Source organism: Mesorhizobium sp. BR115XR7A (assembly GCF_020165315.1).
GTDB classification, from domain to species: domain Bacteria; phylum Pseudomonadota; class Alphaproteobacteria; order Rhizobiales; family Rhizobiaceae; genus Mesorhizobium; species Mesorhizobium australicum.
Map to the genome: position 1 here is coordinate 745,803 of NZ_JAIUHW010000001.1, position 14,620 is coordinate 760,422.

Genomic DNA, 14,620 nt, shown 5'->3' on the forward strand with positions numbered 1-14,620 from the left:
TTGGGTGAGAGGGTCAGCGGCCGGAGCAGCAGGAATTGATGAGCGCGCCCAGCGATGCCGATACGTCGGCAAGTGCCGCGCGATCGACCGCATAGCGCGATCGCTGACGGTCGGGCTCAAACCGGACGAGGCCCGCCTCGACCAATATTTTCAGATGCTGGGAGATCGTCGACTGGGCCAGAGCGAAACGGTCGACGACCTCACGGCAGCAGCAGGAATTGCTGGCCGACAGATGCCTCAGTATCTCGATCCGCGCCGGATGCGAAAGTGCTGCGAACCGCGCCGCGACAGCGCGGCTGTCCGGCATGCAGCCAGGCAGTGCCGAGGCGGCATGATCTGGTAAGGGAACGCATTCTGTCATCGTTCATCGGCGATAGACGATGAACGATGACAGGGCAAGCTAGGCCGATGGGTAGATCGCCGGAATTGCCGGTCTATCCCTATTCCGTCTTCATCGGTGCGGTCGTCGCCTGCTCGCCCATTGCCTTGAGGTCGGCGGCTTCGCCTTCCTTCGACTTTTCCGGAACCTTGAACACCTGCCCCGGCCAGATGCGGTTCGGATTCCTGATCTGGTCCTGGTTGGCGAGGTATATGGTGGAGTAGCGCACGCCGTGACCATAGACGCGCCGTGAGATCCGCCACAGTGTGTCGTTGCGCCGAATGATGACCGCGCTGTCGGCATGTTCGAGCTTGGGCGACACGATTTCGGGCACGTCGCTTGGCGGCGTGGCTGCCGCGACGTTAGCCGGAGCCTCGGTGGCTGGCGCGGCGGGAGCCGGCGCGGTCTCGCCCGGAGCAGCGGCGGCAACAGCGGGCGCCGCGGGCTTGGCCTCGGCGGGCTTGGTCTCGGTGGGCTTGGTCTCGGCGGGGGCAACGGCGGCGACCGCCTCGCCCGGTTCGCGCTCGAAGGGCACCGCGGCGCGGGCCACCACCTTCACGCCATCGGCATCGAGGCCGTCGACATGGATGGTATAGCTGCCGACCGGAATATCGCGCGTCGCCTCGACCAGGAAATGGCCGTCCGACGAGGTCTGCGCGTCGCCGAGCAGGATGTCGTTGGCGTAGGCGCGCACCTTGCGGCCCGGATCGGCGAGGCCGGCGACAAAGATCTTGTTGCCGTCGATCTCGACTGCCTCGACCACGATCTTTGGTTCGGCGACGGCTGCCGCGGGCGCGGCCGGTGCCGCCGGAGTGGGTTTTGCTTCAACCACGGCTGGCGTGGCCGTCGCCGGCGCGGCGGGCGCTTCAGCAGCAGGAGCGGCAGCCTGGTCGCCGGTTGCCGGCGCCGGCTTTGGCTCAGATGCCGGAACCGTCAGCAGTTCGGCCGGCTTGCCCGGCTCCTCGACCATGGCCAGCACCTGGCCAGCCGCATTCGCGGGCACCGAGACGACTGCGGTCTGCGCCGAGGCGGTCACGACCGCGCCAACCGTCGAACGCAGGGCGATCGTATAGTCGCCGGGCTTCAGCGGGTCTTCGAGCACGATGACAAAGGCGCCATCGGGACCAGCAACCGTGGAGCCGATCACCGTCGCGCCGTTGAGAATTTCGACTTTCGAGTTGGGCGCCGCGTTGCCGGCAACGACGATCGAGCCGTTGCTCTCGACCCGTACGACATCGAAAGTCGGCGCGATCGGATCCGCCGTCGCGGGCGCCGCAGGCGCCGCAGCGTCGGTTGCAGGTGCTGCCGGGGCCGTCGCCTGAGGTGCCGCGCCCGACGCGGCCGGCATCGCCGGAGCCGGCAGGCGCCCTTCCGTGCCAGGATCGGCCGGCTTCGGCGCCGCGGGCGGCGTCAACGCCGCGACTTCCGCCGGCGGTGTGCGATGAAGATACGGGTCGAGTGCGCCCGACACATAGGCGGTTCCCGCGGCCGCGACGGTCCCACCCGCCGCGAACAAGAACGCCTTCAATGGATTGATTGCCATGTATTTCCCTGCCCCTTAGCCACCTAACGCCGGTCTAGCGTGTTTTGCCATGACCGACAAGAAAAAGCCCGGCCTTCTCAACCCTAGGGCTTGACCGCGCTTTCAGACCCAATCACCAATCATCGGCATGAACACGATTCGATCCGTTTGCGTCTATTGCGGCTCATCTCCGGGCCGCGATGAAATTTATGTCAAGGCCGGCCACCTGCTTGGACGCTCAATTGCAAAGGCAGGCCTGCGGCTGGTCTATGGCGGCGGCACCAAAGGCATTATGGGCGCCGTCGCCGAAGGCGCGCTCAAGGCCGGCGGCAAGGTGACGGGCATCATTCCGCGCTTCCTGATCAACAAGGAAGCAACCGAAACCGCGCTTGACCGGCTCGACGAGTTGTCGATCACCGACAACATGCACGAGCGCAAACACAAGATGTTCGAGAAATCCGACGCCTTTGTGGCGCTGCCTGGTGGCATCGGCACAGTCGAGGAGATCGTCGAGATCATGACCTGGGCGCAGCTTGGCCATCACCGCAAACCGATCGTCTTCGGCAACGTCAACGGATTCTGGGATCCGATGACGGCGTTGCTTGATCACATGGCGGCGGAAGGCTTCATTCATACCGCGCAGCGTGTGAAGCCGCTGGTCGTCAACGACCCCGAGGCCATCGTCGCCGCCATCATGGTCGCCGGCTCCTCGGTCGACGCACCGACCGAGGGCGTCCAGTCGGTGATCGACAAGATGTAAGGTTGCGGGAGAGCAGTAGGTTTGCAGTGTCGGAGCGTACACTTCCCCCTACTGCCTGCTCCCTGCTCCCTCCGAGCAGCTTGCCCCAGGTCGGCGACATTCCCGGCAGCGGCATGATGTTCGAAGTCGGCAGCGATGCCGATGTGCGCGGCCATCTCGCCACCTTGCCACTGGTCAAGGCCGACATGATGGACATTGCCGCGATCGTGCCACTCAACCCCTATCCGGGGTTTGGGCCGAAGCGCTGAGGCCGACGGCCGCGCAATCGAGGTCGTCAGCAGGACCGCCAGGCCGACAAGCGCCTTGCATCTCATCAAGCCACGCGGCACGCTGGCGCTGCCGCTTGCCAAGGGCCGAACGAGCCTTCGACTGACGGGCGATAAATCGCAATCGATGAAGGTGCAAATTGCATTCGACCGACTATCTCGGCCAACTGTTCGGCCTCGAAGGCAAGCATGCCTTCATAACCGGCGCCAGCCGTGGCCTGGGCCTCGCCTTCGCGGAGGCGCTTGCGAGCGCCGGCGCGCGCGTCACGATCGGCGGCCGCAAGGCCGACGATCTGAAAGCGGCCGCGGACAAGTTGCGCGCCCCGGGCCATTCGATCATGGAAGCGGTGATCGACGTGACCGACACCCAGTCGGTCGACCAGGCAATCGCGGCGGCGGAAACCGGCACCGCACCGATAGACATCCTGGTCAACAATGCCGGCATCCAGCGACGGGCGCCGTTGGAGACCTTCAGCGACGCCGACTGGGACGCGCTGATGGCCACCAACCTGGACGGCGTGTTCAAGGTGAGCCGGGCCGTCGTAAAGGGCATGATCGCGCGCCAAAGGGGGTCGATCATCAATGTCTCCTCGGTGCAGAGCGTGCTCGCCCGCCCGTCGATCGCGCCCTACGCGGCGAGCAAGGGCGCCATCACCATGCTGACCAAGTCGATGGCCGGCGAATGGGGCCAGCACGGCGTGCGCGTCAACGCCATCGCGCCGGGCTATTTCAAGACCGAGCTCAACGCCGCGCTGGTCGCCGACGAGACATTCTCCGCCTGGCTGACCGGCCGCACGCCGATGCGGCGCTGGGGCGAAGTGAGGGAACTCGCGGGCGCTGCCGTGTTCCTGGCGTCCGACGCCGCCAGTTTCGTGAACGGACAGACGCTGCTGGTGGATGGCGGGATCACCAGCGTCCTGTAAGGGGGCACGCCGTCACGGAACAGTCACACTAAATCGGGGATGCCGTGCTAGAAATCGCGCTTGGCCGCCCCCGCGACCCCGACCGCATCAGAGACCGGCGAAGCCGCCATGAACATCGCCATCCCCTCCGAGGGCACTGACCTGTCGCCTTACCTGCCCGATGAGCACGGTCTGTTCTTCATCTACCACTTTACCACCGAGGGGGTGCGCACCAGGGATGCCGCCGCCGCGCATTGGACATGGCGCAGCTACCAGCTTTCCGACATGCATGCGCGCCACGAGATCGGCGCCGATCAGGCCTTGCCGGCGCCGGTGCGCGAAGCCTTCCTGACCGCCAGTCATGGCTGCCACATCGACCTCGAGGATGACTGGCTCTATGGCGATCTGCCGGACCTGCGCCATGATTATTCGGCGGAAGCCGGCGGGCTTGGTCATTTCCGCTTCGCCCTCAACGACACGATGCTGGTCGGCGCCCGCAAGCAGCCGCTGCAATCGGTCGACAACATCCGCAAGGCGATCGAGAACGGATCGCGCAAGTTCCGGTCTCCGGCCGAGCTGATCGAGGCTGTCGTCGGCCAGTCGTTCGACGGGATGGCGACGGAACTCGCGGCACTCAGCGACAGTCTCGACGGCATTGAGGACCGCATCGTCTGCGACGCATGGCACAATGAGCGGCAGGCGCTGGTCGATGCACGCCGGCATCTGGTGGTCATCCACCGGCAGATGGCGACGCTGACCAACCTGTTTCGCCATCTCGACCATTCGCACCGCAACGACCTGCCGGATTCGATCAACGACATGGCGGCGCGGCTTTCGCACCGCGCACAGACGCTGCACTATGACGGCGAGCAGTTGCAGGCGCGCGCCCGGCTGCTGCAGGACGAGCTGATGGCCAAGCTGACGACGCAGTCGAACCGGCTGCTTTACGTGCTCTCGGTGATGACGGCGGTGCTGTTGCCGATGACCATCATCTCAGGCCTGTTCGGCATGAATGTCGGCGGTTTGCCGCTGGTCAACACCCCGTTGGGTTTTTGGGTGATCACGGGCGCGTCGCTGCTGATCGCGGGCGTGACCTATCTTTTTGTCAGGCGGCTCGGGCAGATGTAGCCCGGCGCGCCGTCGCCAGCATGGACCAGGAATAGACCGCAAGAGCCGCCCAGATCAGGGCAAAGGCGATGGCCTGCGTGGTGCCGAACGGCTCGTCGAAGATCAGCACGGCAATCAGAAACACCATGGTCGGCGCTATGTACTGCATGATGCCGATGGTCGAGAGGCGCAGCAGCTTGGCGCCAAAGGCGAACAGCAGCAGCGGCACGGCCGTCACCGGCCCGCAGCCGATGAGCAGCGCGGTGTCGGTGCCATTGCTGGAGACGAAATGGTCCTGTCCGGTGGCGATAAGGAAGACGATGTAGCCCAGCGCCGGCACCGACAGCAAAAGCACTTCGAGCAGGAAGCCCTGGCTGGGACCGATCGGCAGCGTCTTGCGGAAGAAGCCGTAGGCGGCGAAGGAAAACGCCAATGCCAGCGACACCCAGGGCAGTTTGCCGCCGTCGATTGTCAGCACGGCGACGGCGACCGCCGCAAGCACCACCGCCGCGATCTGCAACCGGTCGAGCCGCTCGCCGAGCAGCAGTGCGCCGACCACGACGTTCACCAGTGGGTTGATGTAATAGCCCAATGCCGTCTCGACGGTGCGGTCGACCGCGATCGCCCAGACATAGATGCCCCAGTTGACCGAGATCAGCGCCGCCGTCAGCCCCGCCATGGCGATGGTGCGAGGCGAGCGGATCGCCACCTTGAAGTCGGCCGTGCGGCCGGCCCAGACCAGGACCGCCGCGGCAATCGGCACCGACCAGACGATGCGGTGTGCAATCACCTCGGCAAGCGGCAGATGCGCCACCGCCTTCATGTAGAAGGGCAGCAACCCCCACAAGAGATAGGCACCCAGCGCCAGCAAGAAGCCGCGGCGGGCTTTCGATTCTGCATCGGGGGTAATTGCTTCAGCGGCCATGGCCCAACGCTATGGCCCAGTAATCTTGGCAAGACCATCGCAAAGTTCTGATGGATCAATGGACTTTCGCTGATGGTTCAAACTTACTCCGCCGCCACCAGCCCCGCCATCTCGCGATTCTTCATCAGCTTGTAGACGATCGAATCCATTAACGCCTGAAACGAGGCGTCGATGATGTTTTCCGAGACCCCGACCGTCCACCAGCGCGCACCGGTACCGTCATGCGATTCGATGAGCACGCGGGTGATGGCCTCGGTGCCGCCATTGAGGATACGCACCTTGAAGTCGGCAAGCTCGAGATCCGCGATCTCGTTCTGGTATCTGCCGAGATCCTTGCGCAGCGCAATGTCGAGCGCGTTGACGGGGCCATGGCCCTCGGCCACCGACATCTTCTCCTCGCCCTCGACCAGCACCTTGACCACTGCTTCCGACACCGTCTTCAACTGGCCATTGGCATCGAAGCGGCGTTCAATCATGCAGCGGAACGAGGTGACGTGGAAGAATTCGGGCAGGCCATGCAGCATCTTGCGCGCCAGGAGTTCGAAGGAGGCGTCGGCGCCCTCATAGGCGTAGCCCGAGGCCTCACGCTCCTTGACCACCGATATCAGGGCGTCGAGCCGATGGTCGTCCTTCGGCACATCGATGCCGCGCCGCTTCAACTCTGCGAGGAAATTGGCCTTGCCGCCCTGGTCGGAGACCATGACGCGGCGGCGGTTGCCCACGGCCTGCGGCTCCACATGCTCATAGGTCGCCGACTCCTTGGCCAGCGCCGAAGCGTGGATACCCGCCTTGGTGGCAAAGGCGGAGGAGCCGACATAGGGCGCCTGCGCTTCCGGAGCGCGGTTCAACAATTCGTCGAAGGCGCGCGACAGGCGCGAAATGCCGGTAAGCGCTTCGGCTGAGATTCCCGTCTCGAAGCGGTCGGCGAAAGCCGGCTTCAGCGCCAGTGTCGGCAGGATCGAGATCAGATTGGCGTTGCCGCAACGTTCGCCGATGCCATTCAGCGTGCCCTGGATCTGGCGCACGCCGGCCTCGACGGCGGCAAGGGAATTGGCCACCGCCTGGCCGGTGTCGTCATGGGCATGGATGCCGAGATGCTCTCCCGGAATGCCTGCGGCGATAACCTTCTCGACGATTGCCCGCACTTCCGAGGGCTGCGTGCCGCCATTCGTGTCGCAAAGCACCACCCAGCGCGCACCGGCGTCGTAGGCCGTTTTCGCACAAGCGAGCGCATAGTCCGGATTGGCCTTGAAGCCGTCGAAGAAATGCTCGCAATCGACCATCGCTTCCTTGTCCGAAGCGACCGATGCCTCGACGGAGACTTTTATGGAGTCGAGGTTCTCCTCGTTGGTGCAACCGAGCGCCACGCGAACGTGGTAGTCCCAGCTCTTGGCGACGAAGCAGATGGCGTCCGATTTCGATTGGACAAGCGCCGCCAGCCCCGGATCGTTAGAGGCTGAGACTCCAGCCCGCTTGGTCATGCCGAAAGCAACGAATTTTGCGCGTGCCGTGCGCTTCTGCTGGAAGAATGCAGTGTCGGTCGGATTGGCGCCGGGATAACCACCTTCGACATAGTCGAAGCCGAACTCGTCAAGCAGTTTGGCAATCGCGATCTTGTCCTCGACCGAAAAGTCGATGCCCGGCGTCTGCTGGCCGTCGCGGAGCGTGGTGTCGAAGAGATAGAGGCGCTCGCGGCTCATCGTCATTTGCCCGCAAACTTGTCCGTCGCGCGGATCAGCCGGTCGAGGATGCCCGGCTCCGAATAGGCATGACCGGCGCCTTCGATCAGATGAAAGTCCGCCTTCGGCCAGGCCTTGTGCAGCGCCCAGGCGTAGCGCGCCGGGCACGGCATGTCGTAGCGGCCGTGGACGATGGTGCCGGGGATGTCCTTGAGCTTCCCGGCATCGCGCAGCAACTGTCCCTCCTCGAGCCAGCCGGCATGGACGAAATAGTGGTTTTCGATGCGGGCGAAGGCGACGGCATAGTCGTCCTCGCCAAACGGACCGCTGGTTTCGGGTTCAGGAAGCAGCGTGATCGTCTCGCCCTCCCACAGGCTCCAGGCGCGGGCGGCCTCGATCTGCGCCTTTCGGTCGGACCCGACCAGCCGCTTGCGGTAGGCGGCCATCATGTCGCCGCGCTCGGCCTGCGGGATCGGCGCCAGGAAACGCTCCCATTTGTCGGGGAACATCTCCGAGACGCCGAATTGATAGTACCATTCGAGCTCGGCGCGGGTCAGCGTGTAGATGCCGCGCACCACCAGTTCGCTGACGCGATCAGGGTGTGTCTCGGCATAGGCGAGCGCCAGCGTCGAGCCCCAGGAACCGCCGAACACCAGCCAATTGTCGAAGCCGGCCATTTCGCGCAGTCGCTCGATGTCGGCAACGAGATGCCATGTCGTGTTGGCCTCCAGCGAGGCGTTTGGCGTCGATTTTCCGCAGCCGCGCTGATCGAAAAGGATGACGTCGTAGAGCTTGGGGTCGAACAGCCGCCGGTGTTTTGGCGAAATGGTGCCGCCCGGCCCACCATGCAGGAACACGGCCGGCTTGGCGCCCTTGGTGCCCGACCGCTCCCAATAGACCATATGGCCGTCGCCGACATCGAGCATCCCCGAGTCGAACGGTTCGATTTCCGGGTAGAGGGTGCGCAAGCTCATATTTTCAGGCCCTGTTGCGGCCAGTTGGCCGTTTCGTGATCGGGGTGTTGGAAGGAGATGATCTGCTCCTGCCGCGCGTAATAATCGGGATCCTGGTGGACAGGCTGGTCGAAGATCGTCTCGACCCAAGGCAGCCGTGCCGCATAGTTGACCTGGATCCGCGGCGCCAGATCCGAGCGGTCGTCGAAGGCGCCGATGGCGATCTCGAGCCCGCCGGGCTGCCGGTAGGTCAGCGGCGTGCCGCAACGGGCGCAGAAGCCGCGATCGATGTTGACCGAAGACTGGAAATAACTTGGTTCTTCATGGGTCCATTCGACGCCGTCCTTGGGTACCGTCACCAGCGCGCCGAAGAAGGAGCCGAACTGTTTCTGGCACATGCGGCAATGGCAGATGGACGCACGTCCCAGCGCCCCCTTGATGCGGAAGCGCACGGCGCCGCATTGGCAGCCGCCGGTTCGGACAGTTTCGGTCATGGTCTTTCCTCCGGCGGCCATTGGTCGGTGTCGTGGTCGGGATGCTGATAGGAGACGAGCTCGGCGAGATAAGGAGCCGAGCCGATATCCGCCATCGTGTCCTCGCCCGGCAATCGCGGAATGGAATCCACATAGGGCAGTTTTGCTTCCGTGCCCCACTGGATGGTCGGCGCGATACCAGCCGGATCGTCGAAGGCGGCGATCGCCAGAGCCATGCCGTCGGGCGCCTCGAAGGTCAGCGGCGTGCCGCATTCGGCGCAGAAACCGCGCCATACGACATTGGAGGAACGGAACCGCTTGGGTTCGCCGCGCGTCCAGTCGACCTTGGCGCCGCGCACCGAGACCAGCGGCAGGTAGAAATTGCCGCTGGCCTTCTGGCACATGCGGCAGTGGCAGACCGAGGCGTCGCCGAGCGCGCCTTCGACGCGGAAGCGCACCGCACCGCACTGGCAGCCGCCTGTGTAGACTGGCCGGTTGTCGAGGCTCATCGGTTTTCACTCCGGATCATGGCAGACCGCCTCGACATTGTTGCCGTCGGGATCGAGGACGAAGGCGCCGTAATAGTTGGGGTGATAGTGCGGACGCAGGCCCGGTCCGCCATTGTCCTTGCCGCCGGCTGCAAGGGCGGCGGCGTGGAAGGCGTCGACCTCGGCGCGGCTGCGCGCGGTGAAGGCGACGTGCTGATGATCTCGGGGCTTTTCCCTGGCCGCGCTCAACCAGAACACCGGCCGGTCGCGGCCATAGCCGCCGACCTTGGCGCCACCAGTGTATTCCTGCGGCACCATATAAAGCAGCGAGCCACCCAGCGGCGCCATCGCCTTGTCGTAAAAGGCCTTGGAGGCATCGAAATCGGAAACGGTGATGCCGAGATGGTCGATCATGAAACGAGCTCCTCCGTTGCTGGCTCCGGCACTTCGGCGCCGGCCAGACCGGCCGCGATAACGATGTGCTGGCAGACATTGTCGATATCGCGGATCACGTCGTCATTCCAGAAGCGCAGGATGGTCCAGCCGCTGGCGCTCAGATAAGCGCTTCTTGCCTGATCGCGTTTTGAATGTTCCGCGTCGGCATGCTGGCTGCCGTCAACTTCGACTATCAAGCGATGAGCCGAGCAAGCAAAGTCAACGACATAAGGCCCAATCAGCCCCTGCCGCCGAAAGCTCATTCCCATCAGCCGGTGAGCACGCAACTCATTCCAAAGCTTCAGCTCGGCATCGGTCATGACGCGCCGCATGGATTTTGCATTCTTGCGTTGACGGGACGGAACGAGATCGTGCCCCATCAAACACCCCTTCGCCAGCAATTAGCGAAATCGGCGACGAGAGCTGATCTCCCCCCTTGCGGGGGAGATGCCCGGCAGGGCAGAGGGGGGTGCTGTCCCGCCGATCTATCAGCTTGCGACCACTGCCTTCTCAATAAATGTTTGCGGCGAGGGTGAACAAACGGAAACGCCGGTGTTCCGTCACACCCCCCTCTGTCCTGCCGGACATCTCCCCCGCAAGGGGGGAGATCGGCTGTCACCGGCGCCCCCGCCAAAACCGCAAAGGTGCCTGGCGCCACCCTCACCGCTTCACCTCCCACGTCGTCACGCGCTCGCCGGTGACCGGGTCCTTGCCATCCTTCAACTGCACGCCCTTGGCCAGAAGTTCATCGCGGATGCGGTCGGCCTCGGCCCAGTTCTTGGCAGCGATGAACTGCAGGCGCCTGGCGATGGTTTCCGCAATCGCGGCCTCGTCGACCTTGGCCGCGCCGACGTCGAAACCGAGGAATGCGAGCGAGGCTTTCAAGGAAGCCGCGGCGCCATTCTCGCCAGCGCCGCTGAAGTCGGTTGCCTCACCGGCAAGCTGGGTCAGTTGCTGGAAGGCCGCGTAGGTCGCAAGATCATCCGACAGCGCCTCCACGACTTCCGCCGGCACCTGGCTTCCCGCAGCCGGCGCCAGGTCCGACGCGCGTTTCCATTTGCGTAGCGTGTTCTCCGCCTCCTCAAGCTTGCGCACGGAAAAGTCGATCGGCTCGCGGTAGTGCGTCATCAGCATCGCCAGCCGCAGCACCTCGCCAGGCCATCTGCGGCCGCCGAAGGTCTCGGTCTCGAGCAATTCTTGGATCGAATAGAAATTGCCGAGGCTCTTCGACATTTTCTGGCCCTCGACCTGCAGGAAACCATTGTGCATCCACACATTGGCCATGACATCGGTGCCGTGGGCGCAGCGCGACTGGGCGATCTCGTTCTCATGATGCGGGAAGATCAGATCGAGGCCGCCGCCATGGATATCGAAGACCTCGCCGAGATAGGCGGCCGACATGGCCGAGCATTCGATATGCCAGCCGGGCCGGCCCCTGCCCCATGGACTTTGCCAGCCGGGCTCTTCCGGCGATGACAGTTTCCACAGCACGAAATCGCCGGGGTTCTTCTTGTGGGCGTCGACGGCGATGCGGGCACCGGCCTGCTGCTCGTCGAGATTGCGCTTCGACAATTGACCATAGTCGGGCATCGAGGCCGTATCAAACAGAACTTCGCCTGCCGCGACATAGGCATGGCCGCGTTCGATCAGGCGCTTAATCAAGGTGATCATATCAGCCTTGCCGTCGGCGCGCGGTTCGACGAATTCGGTGGCGCGCGGTTCGACCGTCGGCTCCAGGCAGCCAAGCGTCGCGACATCCCTGTGGAACTGGTCGGCCGTTTTTTCGGTCACCCGTCGGATCGCTTCGTTGAGCGAAAGGGTTCCCGAAGCGATCTCGCCGCCGAAATCGCGTAGCGCCCGCGCGTTGATCTTGTCGTCGACGTCGGTGATGTTGCGCACATAGGTCACGTGCGTCTCGCCGTAGAGGTGGCGCAATAAGCGGAACAGCACGTCGAACACGATCACCGGCCTGGCGTTGCCGATATGGGCGAAGTCGTAAACGGTCGGGCCGCAGACATACATGCGCACGTCAAGCGGATCGATCGGCACGAAGCCCTCTTTCGTGCGCGTCAGCGTGTTGTAGAGGCGCAGGCCCTTTGATGCGTCAGACATTCGATGCTTCCCGTTCAGAACTTCTTGTCTGGATGGAGCCAGCCCAGCGCCGAGGCGCAAATCAGGTTCCAGCCTGCTGGCCGGGGCGTTTGTCCACTCTGGGGAAGATGAGGCGAAAACGTCCGGACCAGCGCGAGGCTAGCCAATAATGCAAATGCCACAAATGGCGAAAGACGTTTTCATCGGCGGCTTTATCGCCCTGACCAGTGTTGCCGTCAAGTCGCGGATCCCGGGAAAAGGTAGCGAGGGCTGGCAAACGCATCGCCCGGTCACGCGGAATCAGTCAGTGAAACATTTTATTAAACATGTCGGCACAGTCATGAAACATTCGCCGGCTAGATCACCACGCGTCACGATTTGGTCGGAATCAACCAGCAAACGCAGACACGGAAATGTTACCAGGGAAGAGAAACATGCCTCGAAGCAAGCAGGAAGCCAACCGCGCCAAGCAACCGGCGCTGGCCAACCACTATCGCGCAATCGGCCCGGCCGCCATCGTCGCTGCCCTTCTTCACACCGCCAAGAAGAAGAAGCCGGCGCAGAAGATCGTGTCGCCTCGCGCTGCCTGAGATGACGCGGCTGGCGCAATCGCCGACGATGAGGGCGAGAACAGGCGTCCTGAACTTAGACTTCGACCGGCTTCGCTAGAACAGCGTCATCTGACTGTCGTCCGCGCTAGGTTTCTGGCGCCTGACCTTCTCGGGTTCCGGCCCGATTTCGCCCCTCTCTTGAATCTCCGGTCCAGTGTTGGCAACCTTGTTGACGAGGTCGGAGACAGGGATCGCCTCGAAGAAGTCGGGCTGCGCCGGCCGCAGCAAATCGACGACATCGCGCGGTTCGAGCGTGCGGCAATCCAGCCAACGGGCAAAGTCAGAAATATCGACCACCACCGGCATTCGGTCATGGATATGGGCGATATCGGCGTTGGCGTTGACGGTCAGGATAGCGCCGGTGTCCATCTCCGAGCCACCGGGCTCGGCATAGGTTTCGATCAGACCTGCAAAGGCGATCAACCCGCCATGCCTGGGCCGGATCCAATAGGGTTGCCCCTTCTTGCCTCCGGTCTGCCGCCATTCGTAGAAACCGGATGCCGGCACCAGCGCGCGGCGATGGCGCATGGCGGCCTTGAACGAGGCCTTCTCGATCGCACCTTCGGAGCGCGCGTTGAACAGCAGCGGAAACTCCCTGGTGTCCTTCACCCAAGCTGGGATCAGGCCCCAGCGCACCAGCATCGGCTGCCGGTCCGGCAGATTGGAGCCTGGGGCTCGCGGCACGCCAGCGGTCACCATCAGGACCGGCTGTGTCGGTGCGATGTTGTAGCGGGCCGGGAAATCCTCCAGCTCCGCAAGGCCCAGCAAGGCAGCGGTCTGGTCCGGCGTGGCGGTCAAGGCAAAACGTCCGCACATGATCGATTGTGTCTTTCGAATAGTTCGGTGTTGAAAGTGGCGATCGAACCGGCGTTGCGCAACCGCTAAAGCTTGCCCATGCTGCCGGTCCACAAAAGAGCTGTCTCAAATGAGTTGATCAAGGATCGATGGACACAGCACGCAAGGTACTTCCGGCCGTTTCCGTAGCCGTCGTGCGCGGCGACACCGTACTCTTGGTCAAGCGGGCGCGTTCGCCCTCGCAAGGGCTCTACGCCTTTCCCGGCGGTAAGGTCGAAGCCGGCGAGACGCTGGAGGACGCGGCACGGCGTGAACTGATGGAAGAGACCGGCTTGCGCGCCGCCGGCTTTCGCCCGCTTCGGGAAATCCACATCGACGGCAGGCAAGACAGCCACCCGGTCGATTATCTCCTCACGGTCTTCGGCGCCATCTATGCCGGTGGCGAGGCCGAGGCCCGCGACGACGCCGAGACAGCCGCCTTCTATACACTCAAGGAGATGACCCTGCTGCCGCTCGCCGGCTCGGTGTTCGCGGTCGCCGAGGAACTCCTCGGTCCCGTTCAAGCCCGCTGACACGGCACTGAAAAACCGCCTTGCAGGCGACAAATTGTTTCGTCACAAGGCTTATGTTGTCTCGCCAGCCACGACGTCTCAGGCCATCAGGCAGACCACAAGGCCTAAGCCGTCAGGCAGAGAAGGTTTATGAATCGTCCGTCAGTGCTCCTTGCCATTTGCCTTGCGGTCAGCGCGGTCGTCCCGGCGCGGCCTGCCTTCAGTGCCGAGTCGCCGTTCGAGCCGGGGCTGATGCGATTGGCGGAAGTTCTCGGGTCGCTGCATTTCCTGCGCAATCTCTGCGGGGAGAAGGGCGACCAGTGGCGTGGCGAGATGGAAAAACTGCTCGATTCGGAAAACCCGGACCCAGAGCGCCGCGCCCGCTTCATCGCCAGCTTCAATCGCGGCTACCGTTCCTTCGGCGGCACTTATACCCAGTGCACCGCTTCGGCCACTGAAGCCATCAGCCGTTACATGAAAGAAGGCGAGACGCTGTCGCGCGATATCGCCTCGCGGTATGGCAACTGAGCATTCATCAACAGATATCAGGCCCACCGCCAGGGATCTCGATATATCCGGCTTGTCGCCGCCCACATCTTGGTGCAATTCTGATGTTGCACTTCTGCAACAGCGTTAATCAAACGTTATCACGCGAAGGCGCAATTAACTCAAACTGAAGGTTT

General features: G+C 63.6%; 18 protein-coding genes. 7 read left to right on the forward strand and 11 right to left on the reverse strand.

Annotation, left to right across the window (positions count from 1 at the left end; translation table 11 throughout):
* Positions 1 to 13 precede the first annotated feature (13 nt).
* Together LB557_RS03960 and LB557_RS03965 are read right to left on the reverse strand one after the other, a co-directional pair.
* Positions 14 to 361 (reverse strand): ArsR/SmtB family transcription factor, encoded by a 348-nt coding sequence (locus tag LB557_RS03960; protein ID WP_015318537.1) that lies wholly within the window; start codon positions 359 to 361, stop codon positions 14 to 16.
* 79 nt (positions 362 to 440) lie between these two features.
* The gene (locus LB557_RS03965; protein ID WP_224644191.1) at positions 441 to 1,922 is read right to left on the reverse strand and encodes a LysM peptidoglycan-binding domain-containing protein; all 1,482 of its coding nucleotides are present in this window, start codon (positions 1,920 to 1,922) and stop codon (positions 441 to 443) included.
* Positions 1,923 to 2,049: 127 nt separating this feature from the next.
* On the opposite strand from LB557_RS03965, the gene LB557_RS03970 reads away from it, so the two are divergent.
* The 4 genes from LB557_RS03970 to LB557_RS03985 all read left to right on the forward strand — a co-directional run bounded on the left by LB557_RS03970 (position 2,050) and on the right by LB557_RS03985 (position 4,957).
* Positions 2,050 to 2,661 carry a TIGR00730 family Rossman fold protein gene (locus LB557_RS03970; protein WP_015318539.1) on the forward strand — a complete coding sequence of 204 codons (612 nt, stop codon included), beginning with the start codon at positions 2,050 to 2,052 and terminating at the stop codon, positions 2,659 to 2,661.
* Between the two features lie 80 nt (positions 2,662 to 2,741).
* On the forward strand, positions 2,742 to 2,909 hold the full coding sequence (locus LB557_RS03975) for a hypothetical protein (protein ID WP_224713008.1): 168 nt from the start codon (positions 2,742 to 2,744) through the stop codon (positions 2,907 to 2,909).
* Positions 2,910 to 3,067: 158 nt separating this feature from the next.
* Positions 3,068 to 3,850, forward strand: a complete 783-nt coding sequence (locus tag LB557_RS03980) for a glucose 1-dehydrogenase (protein ID WP_224643243.1) — start codon at positions 3,068 to 3,070, stop codon at positions 3,848 to 3,850.
* Between the two features lie 108 nt (positions 3,851 to 3,958).
* Complete coding sequence (locus LB557_RS03985) at positions 3,959 to 4,957, forward strand: transporter (RefSeq protein WP_224643244.1); 999 nt, start codon at positions 3,959 to 3,961, stop codon at positions 4,955 to 4,957.
* On the opposite strand, the gene rarD is transcribed toward LB557_RS03985, so the two are convergent.
* The 8 genes from rarD to cysS all read right to left on the reverse strand — a co-directional run bounded on the left by rarD (position 4,935) and on the right by cysS (position 12,001).
* Complete coding sequence (gene rarD, locus LB557_RS03990; protein ID WP_140718288.1) at positions 4,935 to 5,861, reverse strand: EamA family transporter RarD; 927 nt, start codon at positions 5,859 to 5,861, stop codon at positions 4,935 to 4,937. The genes LB557_RS03985 and rarD overlap by 23 nt on opposite strands.
* A gap of 83 nt (positions 5,862 to 5,944) precedes the next feature.
* Positions 5,945 to 7,567 (reverse strand): citramalate synthase, encoded by a 1,623-nt coding sequence (gene cimA / locus LB557_RS03995; RefSeq protein ID WP_181177885.1) that lies wholly within the window; start codon positions 7,565 to 7,567, stop codon positions 5,945 to 5,947.
* Positions 7,564 to 8,514, reverse strand: a complete 951-nt coding sequence (gene pip, locus LB557_RS04000) for a prolyl aminopeptidase (RefSeq protein WP_015318545.1) — start codon at positions 8,512 to 8,514, stop codon at positions 7,564 to 7,566. Before pip ends, cimA begins: the two co-directional genes overlap by 4 nt.
* Positions 8,511 to 8,987, reverse strand: a complete 477-nt coding sequence (locus tag LB557_RS04005; RefSeq protein ID WP_140663054.1) for a GFA family protein — start codon at positions 8,985 to 8,987, stop codon at positions 8,511 to 8,513. Before LB557_RS04005 ends, pip begins: the two co-directional genes overlap by 4 nt.
* The gene (locus tag LB557_RS04010) at positions 8,984 to 9,475 is read right to left on the reverse strand and encodes a GFA family protein (protein ID WP_015318547.1); all 492 of its coding nucleotides are present in this window, start codon (positions 9,473 to 9,475) and stop codon (positions 8,984 to 8,986) included. The genes LB557_RS04005 and LB557_RS04010 overlap by 4 nt, the downstream gene beginning before the upstream one ends.
* 6 nt (positions 9,476 to 9,481) lie before the next feature.
* Positions 9,482 to 9,868 carry a VOC family protein gene (locus LB557_RS04015; protein ID WP_015318548.1) on the reverse strand — a complete coding sequence of 129 codons (387 nt, stop codon included), beginning with the start codon at positions 9,866 to 9,868 and terminating at the stop codon, positions 9,482 to 9,484.
* Entirely contained in the window at positions 9,865 to 10,269 is a 405-nt protein-coding gene (locus tag LB557_RS04020) for an endonuclease domain-containing protein (protein ID WP_224643245.1), read from the reverse strand. Before LB557_RS04020 ends, LB557_RS04015 begins: the two co-directional genes overlap by 4 nt.
* Before the next feature lie 280 nt (positions 10,270 to 10,549).
* Complete coding sequence (gene cysS / locus LB557_RS04025; protein WP_224643246.1) at positions 10,550 to 12,001, reverse strand: cysteine--tRNA ligase; 1,452 nt, start codon at positions 11,999 to 12,001, stop codon at positions 10,550 to 10,552.
* Positions 12,002 to 12,414: 413 nt separating this feature from the next.
* Here cysS and LB557_RS04030 point away from each other — a divergent pair, with 413 nt between their 5' ends.
* On the forward strand, positions 12,415 to 12,570 hold the full coding sequence (locus LB557_RS04030; protein ID WP_015318552.1) for a hypothetical protein: 156 nt from the start codon (positions 12,415 to 12,417) through the stop codon (positions 12,568 to 12,570).
* A gap of 75 nt (positions 12,571 to 12,645) precedes the next feature.
* Here the strand turns inward: LB557_RS04030 and LB557_RS04035 are convergent, their stop codons facing one another.
* Positions 12,646 to 13,407, reverse strand: a complete 762-nt coding sequence (locus tag LB557_RS04035) for an SOS response-associated peptidase (RefSeq protein WP_140718304.1) — start codon at positions 13,405 to 13,407, stop codon at positions 12,646 to 12,648.
* 128 nt (positions 13,408 to 13,535) lie between these two features.
* Here LB557_RS04035 and LB557_RS04040 point away from each other — a divergent pair, with 128 nt between their 5' ends.
* Positions 13,536 to 13,958 carry an NUDIX hydrolase gene (locus tag LB557_RS04040; RefSeq protein WP_140663065.1) on the forward strand — a complete coding sequence of 141 codons (423 nt, stop codon included), beginning with the start codon at positions 13,536 to 13,538 and terminating at the stop codon, positions 13,956 to 13,958.
* Positions 13,959 to 14,087: 129 nt separating this feature from the next.
* Positions 14,088 to 14,465 (forward strand): TIGR02301 family protein, encoded by a 378-nt coding sequence (locus LB557_RS04045; protein WP_140718306.1) that lies wholly within the window; start codon positions 14,088 to 14,090, stop codon positions 14,463 to 14,465.
* Positions 14,466 to 14,620 lie beyond the last annotated feature (155 nt).

What these genes read in the sequence shown, in the direction of transcription:
- LB557_RS04035 (WP_140718304.1), bottom strand. Translation starts at nt 13,407, where the DNA reads ATGTGCGGACGTTTTGCCTTGACCGCCACGCCGGACCAGACCGCTGCC.
- LB557_RS04015 (WP_015318548.1), bottom strand. Translation starts at nt 9,868, where the DNA reads ATGATCGACCATCTCGGCATCACCGTTTCCGATTTCGATGCCTCCAAG.
- pip (WP_015318545.1), bottom strand. Translation starts at nt 8,514, where the DNA reads ATGAGCTTGCGCACCCTCTACCCGGAAATCGAACCGTTCGACTCGGGG.
- LB557_RS03960 (WP_015318537.1), bottom strand. Translation starts at nt 361, where the DNA reads ATGACAGAATGCGTTCCCTTACCAGATCATGCCGCCTCGGCACTGCCT.
- LB557_RS04030 (WP_015318552.1), top strand. Translation starts at nt 12,415, where the DNA reads ATGCCTCGAAGCAAGCAGGAAGCCAACCGCGCCAAGCAACCGGCGCTG.
- LB557_RS03985 (WP_224643244.1), top strand. Translation starts at nt 3,959, where the DNA reads ATGAACATCGCCATCCCCTCCGAGGGCACTGACCTGTCGCCTTACCTG.
- LB557_RS04045 (WP_140718306.1), top strand. Translation starts at nt 14,088, where the DNA reads ATGAATCGTCCGTCAGTGCTCCTTGCCATTTGCCTTGCGGTCAGCGCG.
- LB557_RS04005 (WP_140663054.1), bottom strand. Translation starts at nt 8,987, where the DNA reads ATGACCGAAACTGTCCGAACCGGCGGCTGCCAATGCGGCGCCGTGCGC.
- LB557_RS03970 (WP_015318539.1), top strand. Translation starts at nt 2,050, where the DNA reads ATGAACACGATTCGATCCGTTTGCGTCTATTGCGGCTCATCTCCGGGC.
- LB557_RS04040 (WP_140663065.1), top strand. Translation starts at nt 13,536, where the DNA reads ATGGACACAGCACGCAAGGTACTTCCGGCCGTTTCCGTAGCCGTCGTG.
- LB557_RS03965 (WP_224644191.1), bottom strand. Translation starts at nt 1,922, where the DNA reads ATGGCAATCAATCCATTGAAGGCGTTCTTGTTCGCGGCGGGTGGGACC.
- cysS (WP_224643246.1), bottom strand. Translation starts at nt 12,001, where the DNA reads ATGTCTGACGCATCAAAGGGCCTGCGCCTCTACAACACGCTGACGCGC.
- rarD (WP_140718288.1), bottom strand. Translation starts at nt 5,861, where the DNA reads ATGGCCGCTGAAGCAATTACCCCCGATGCAGAATCGAAAGCCCGCCGC.
- LB557_RS04010 (WP_015318547.1), bottom strand. Translation starts at nt 9,475, where the DNA reads ATGAGCCTCGACAACCGGCCAGTCTACACAGGCGGCTGCCAGTGCGGT.
- cimA (WP_181177885.1), bottom strand. Translation starts at nt 7,567, where the DNA reads ATGACGATGAGCCGCGAGCGCCTCTATCTCTTCGACACCACGCTCCGC.
- LB557_RS04020 (WP_224643245.1), bottom strand. Translation starts at nt 10,269, where the DNA reads ATGGGGCACGATCTCGTTCCGTCCCGTCAACGCAAGAATGCAAAATCC.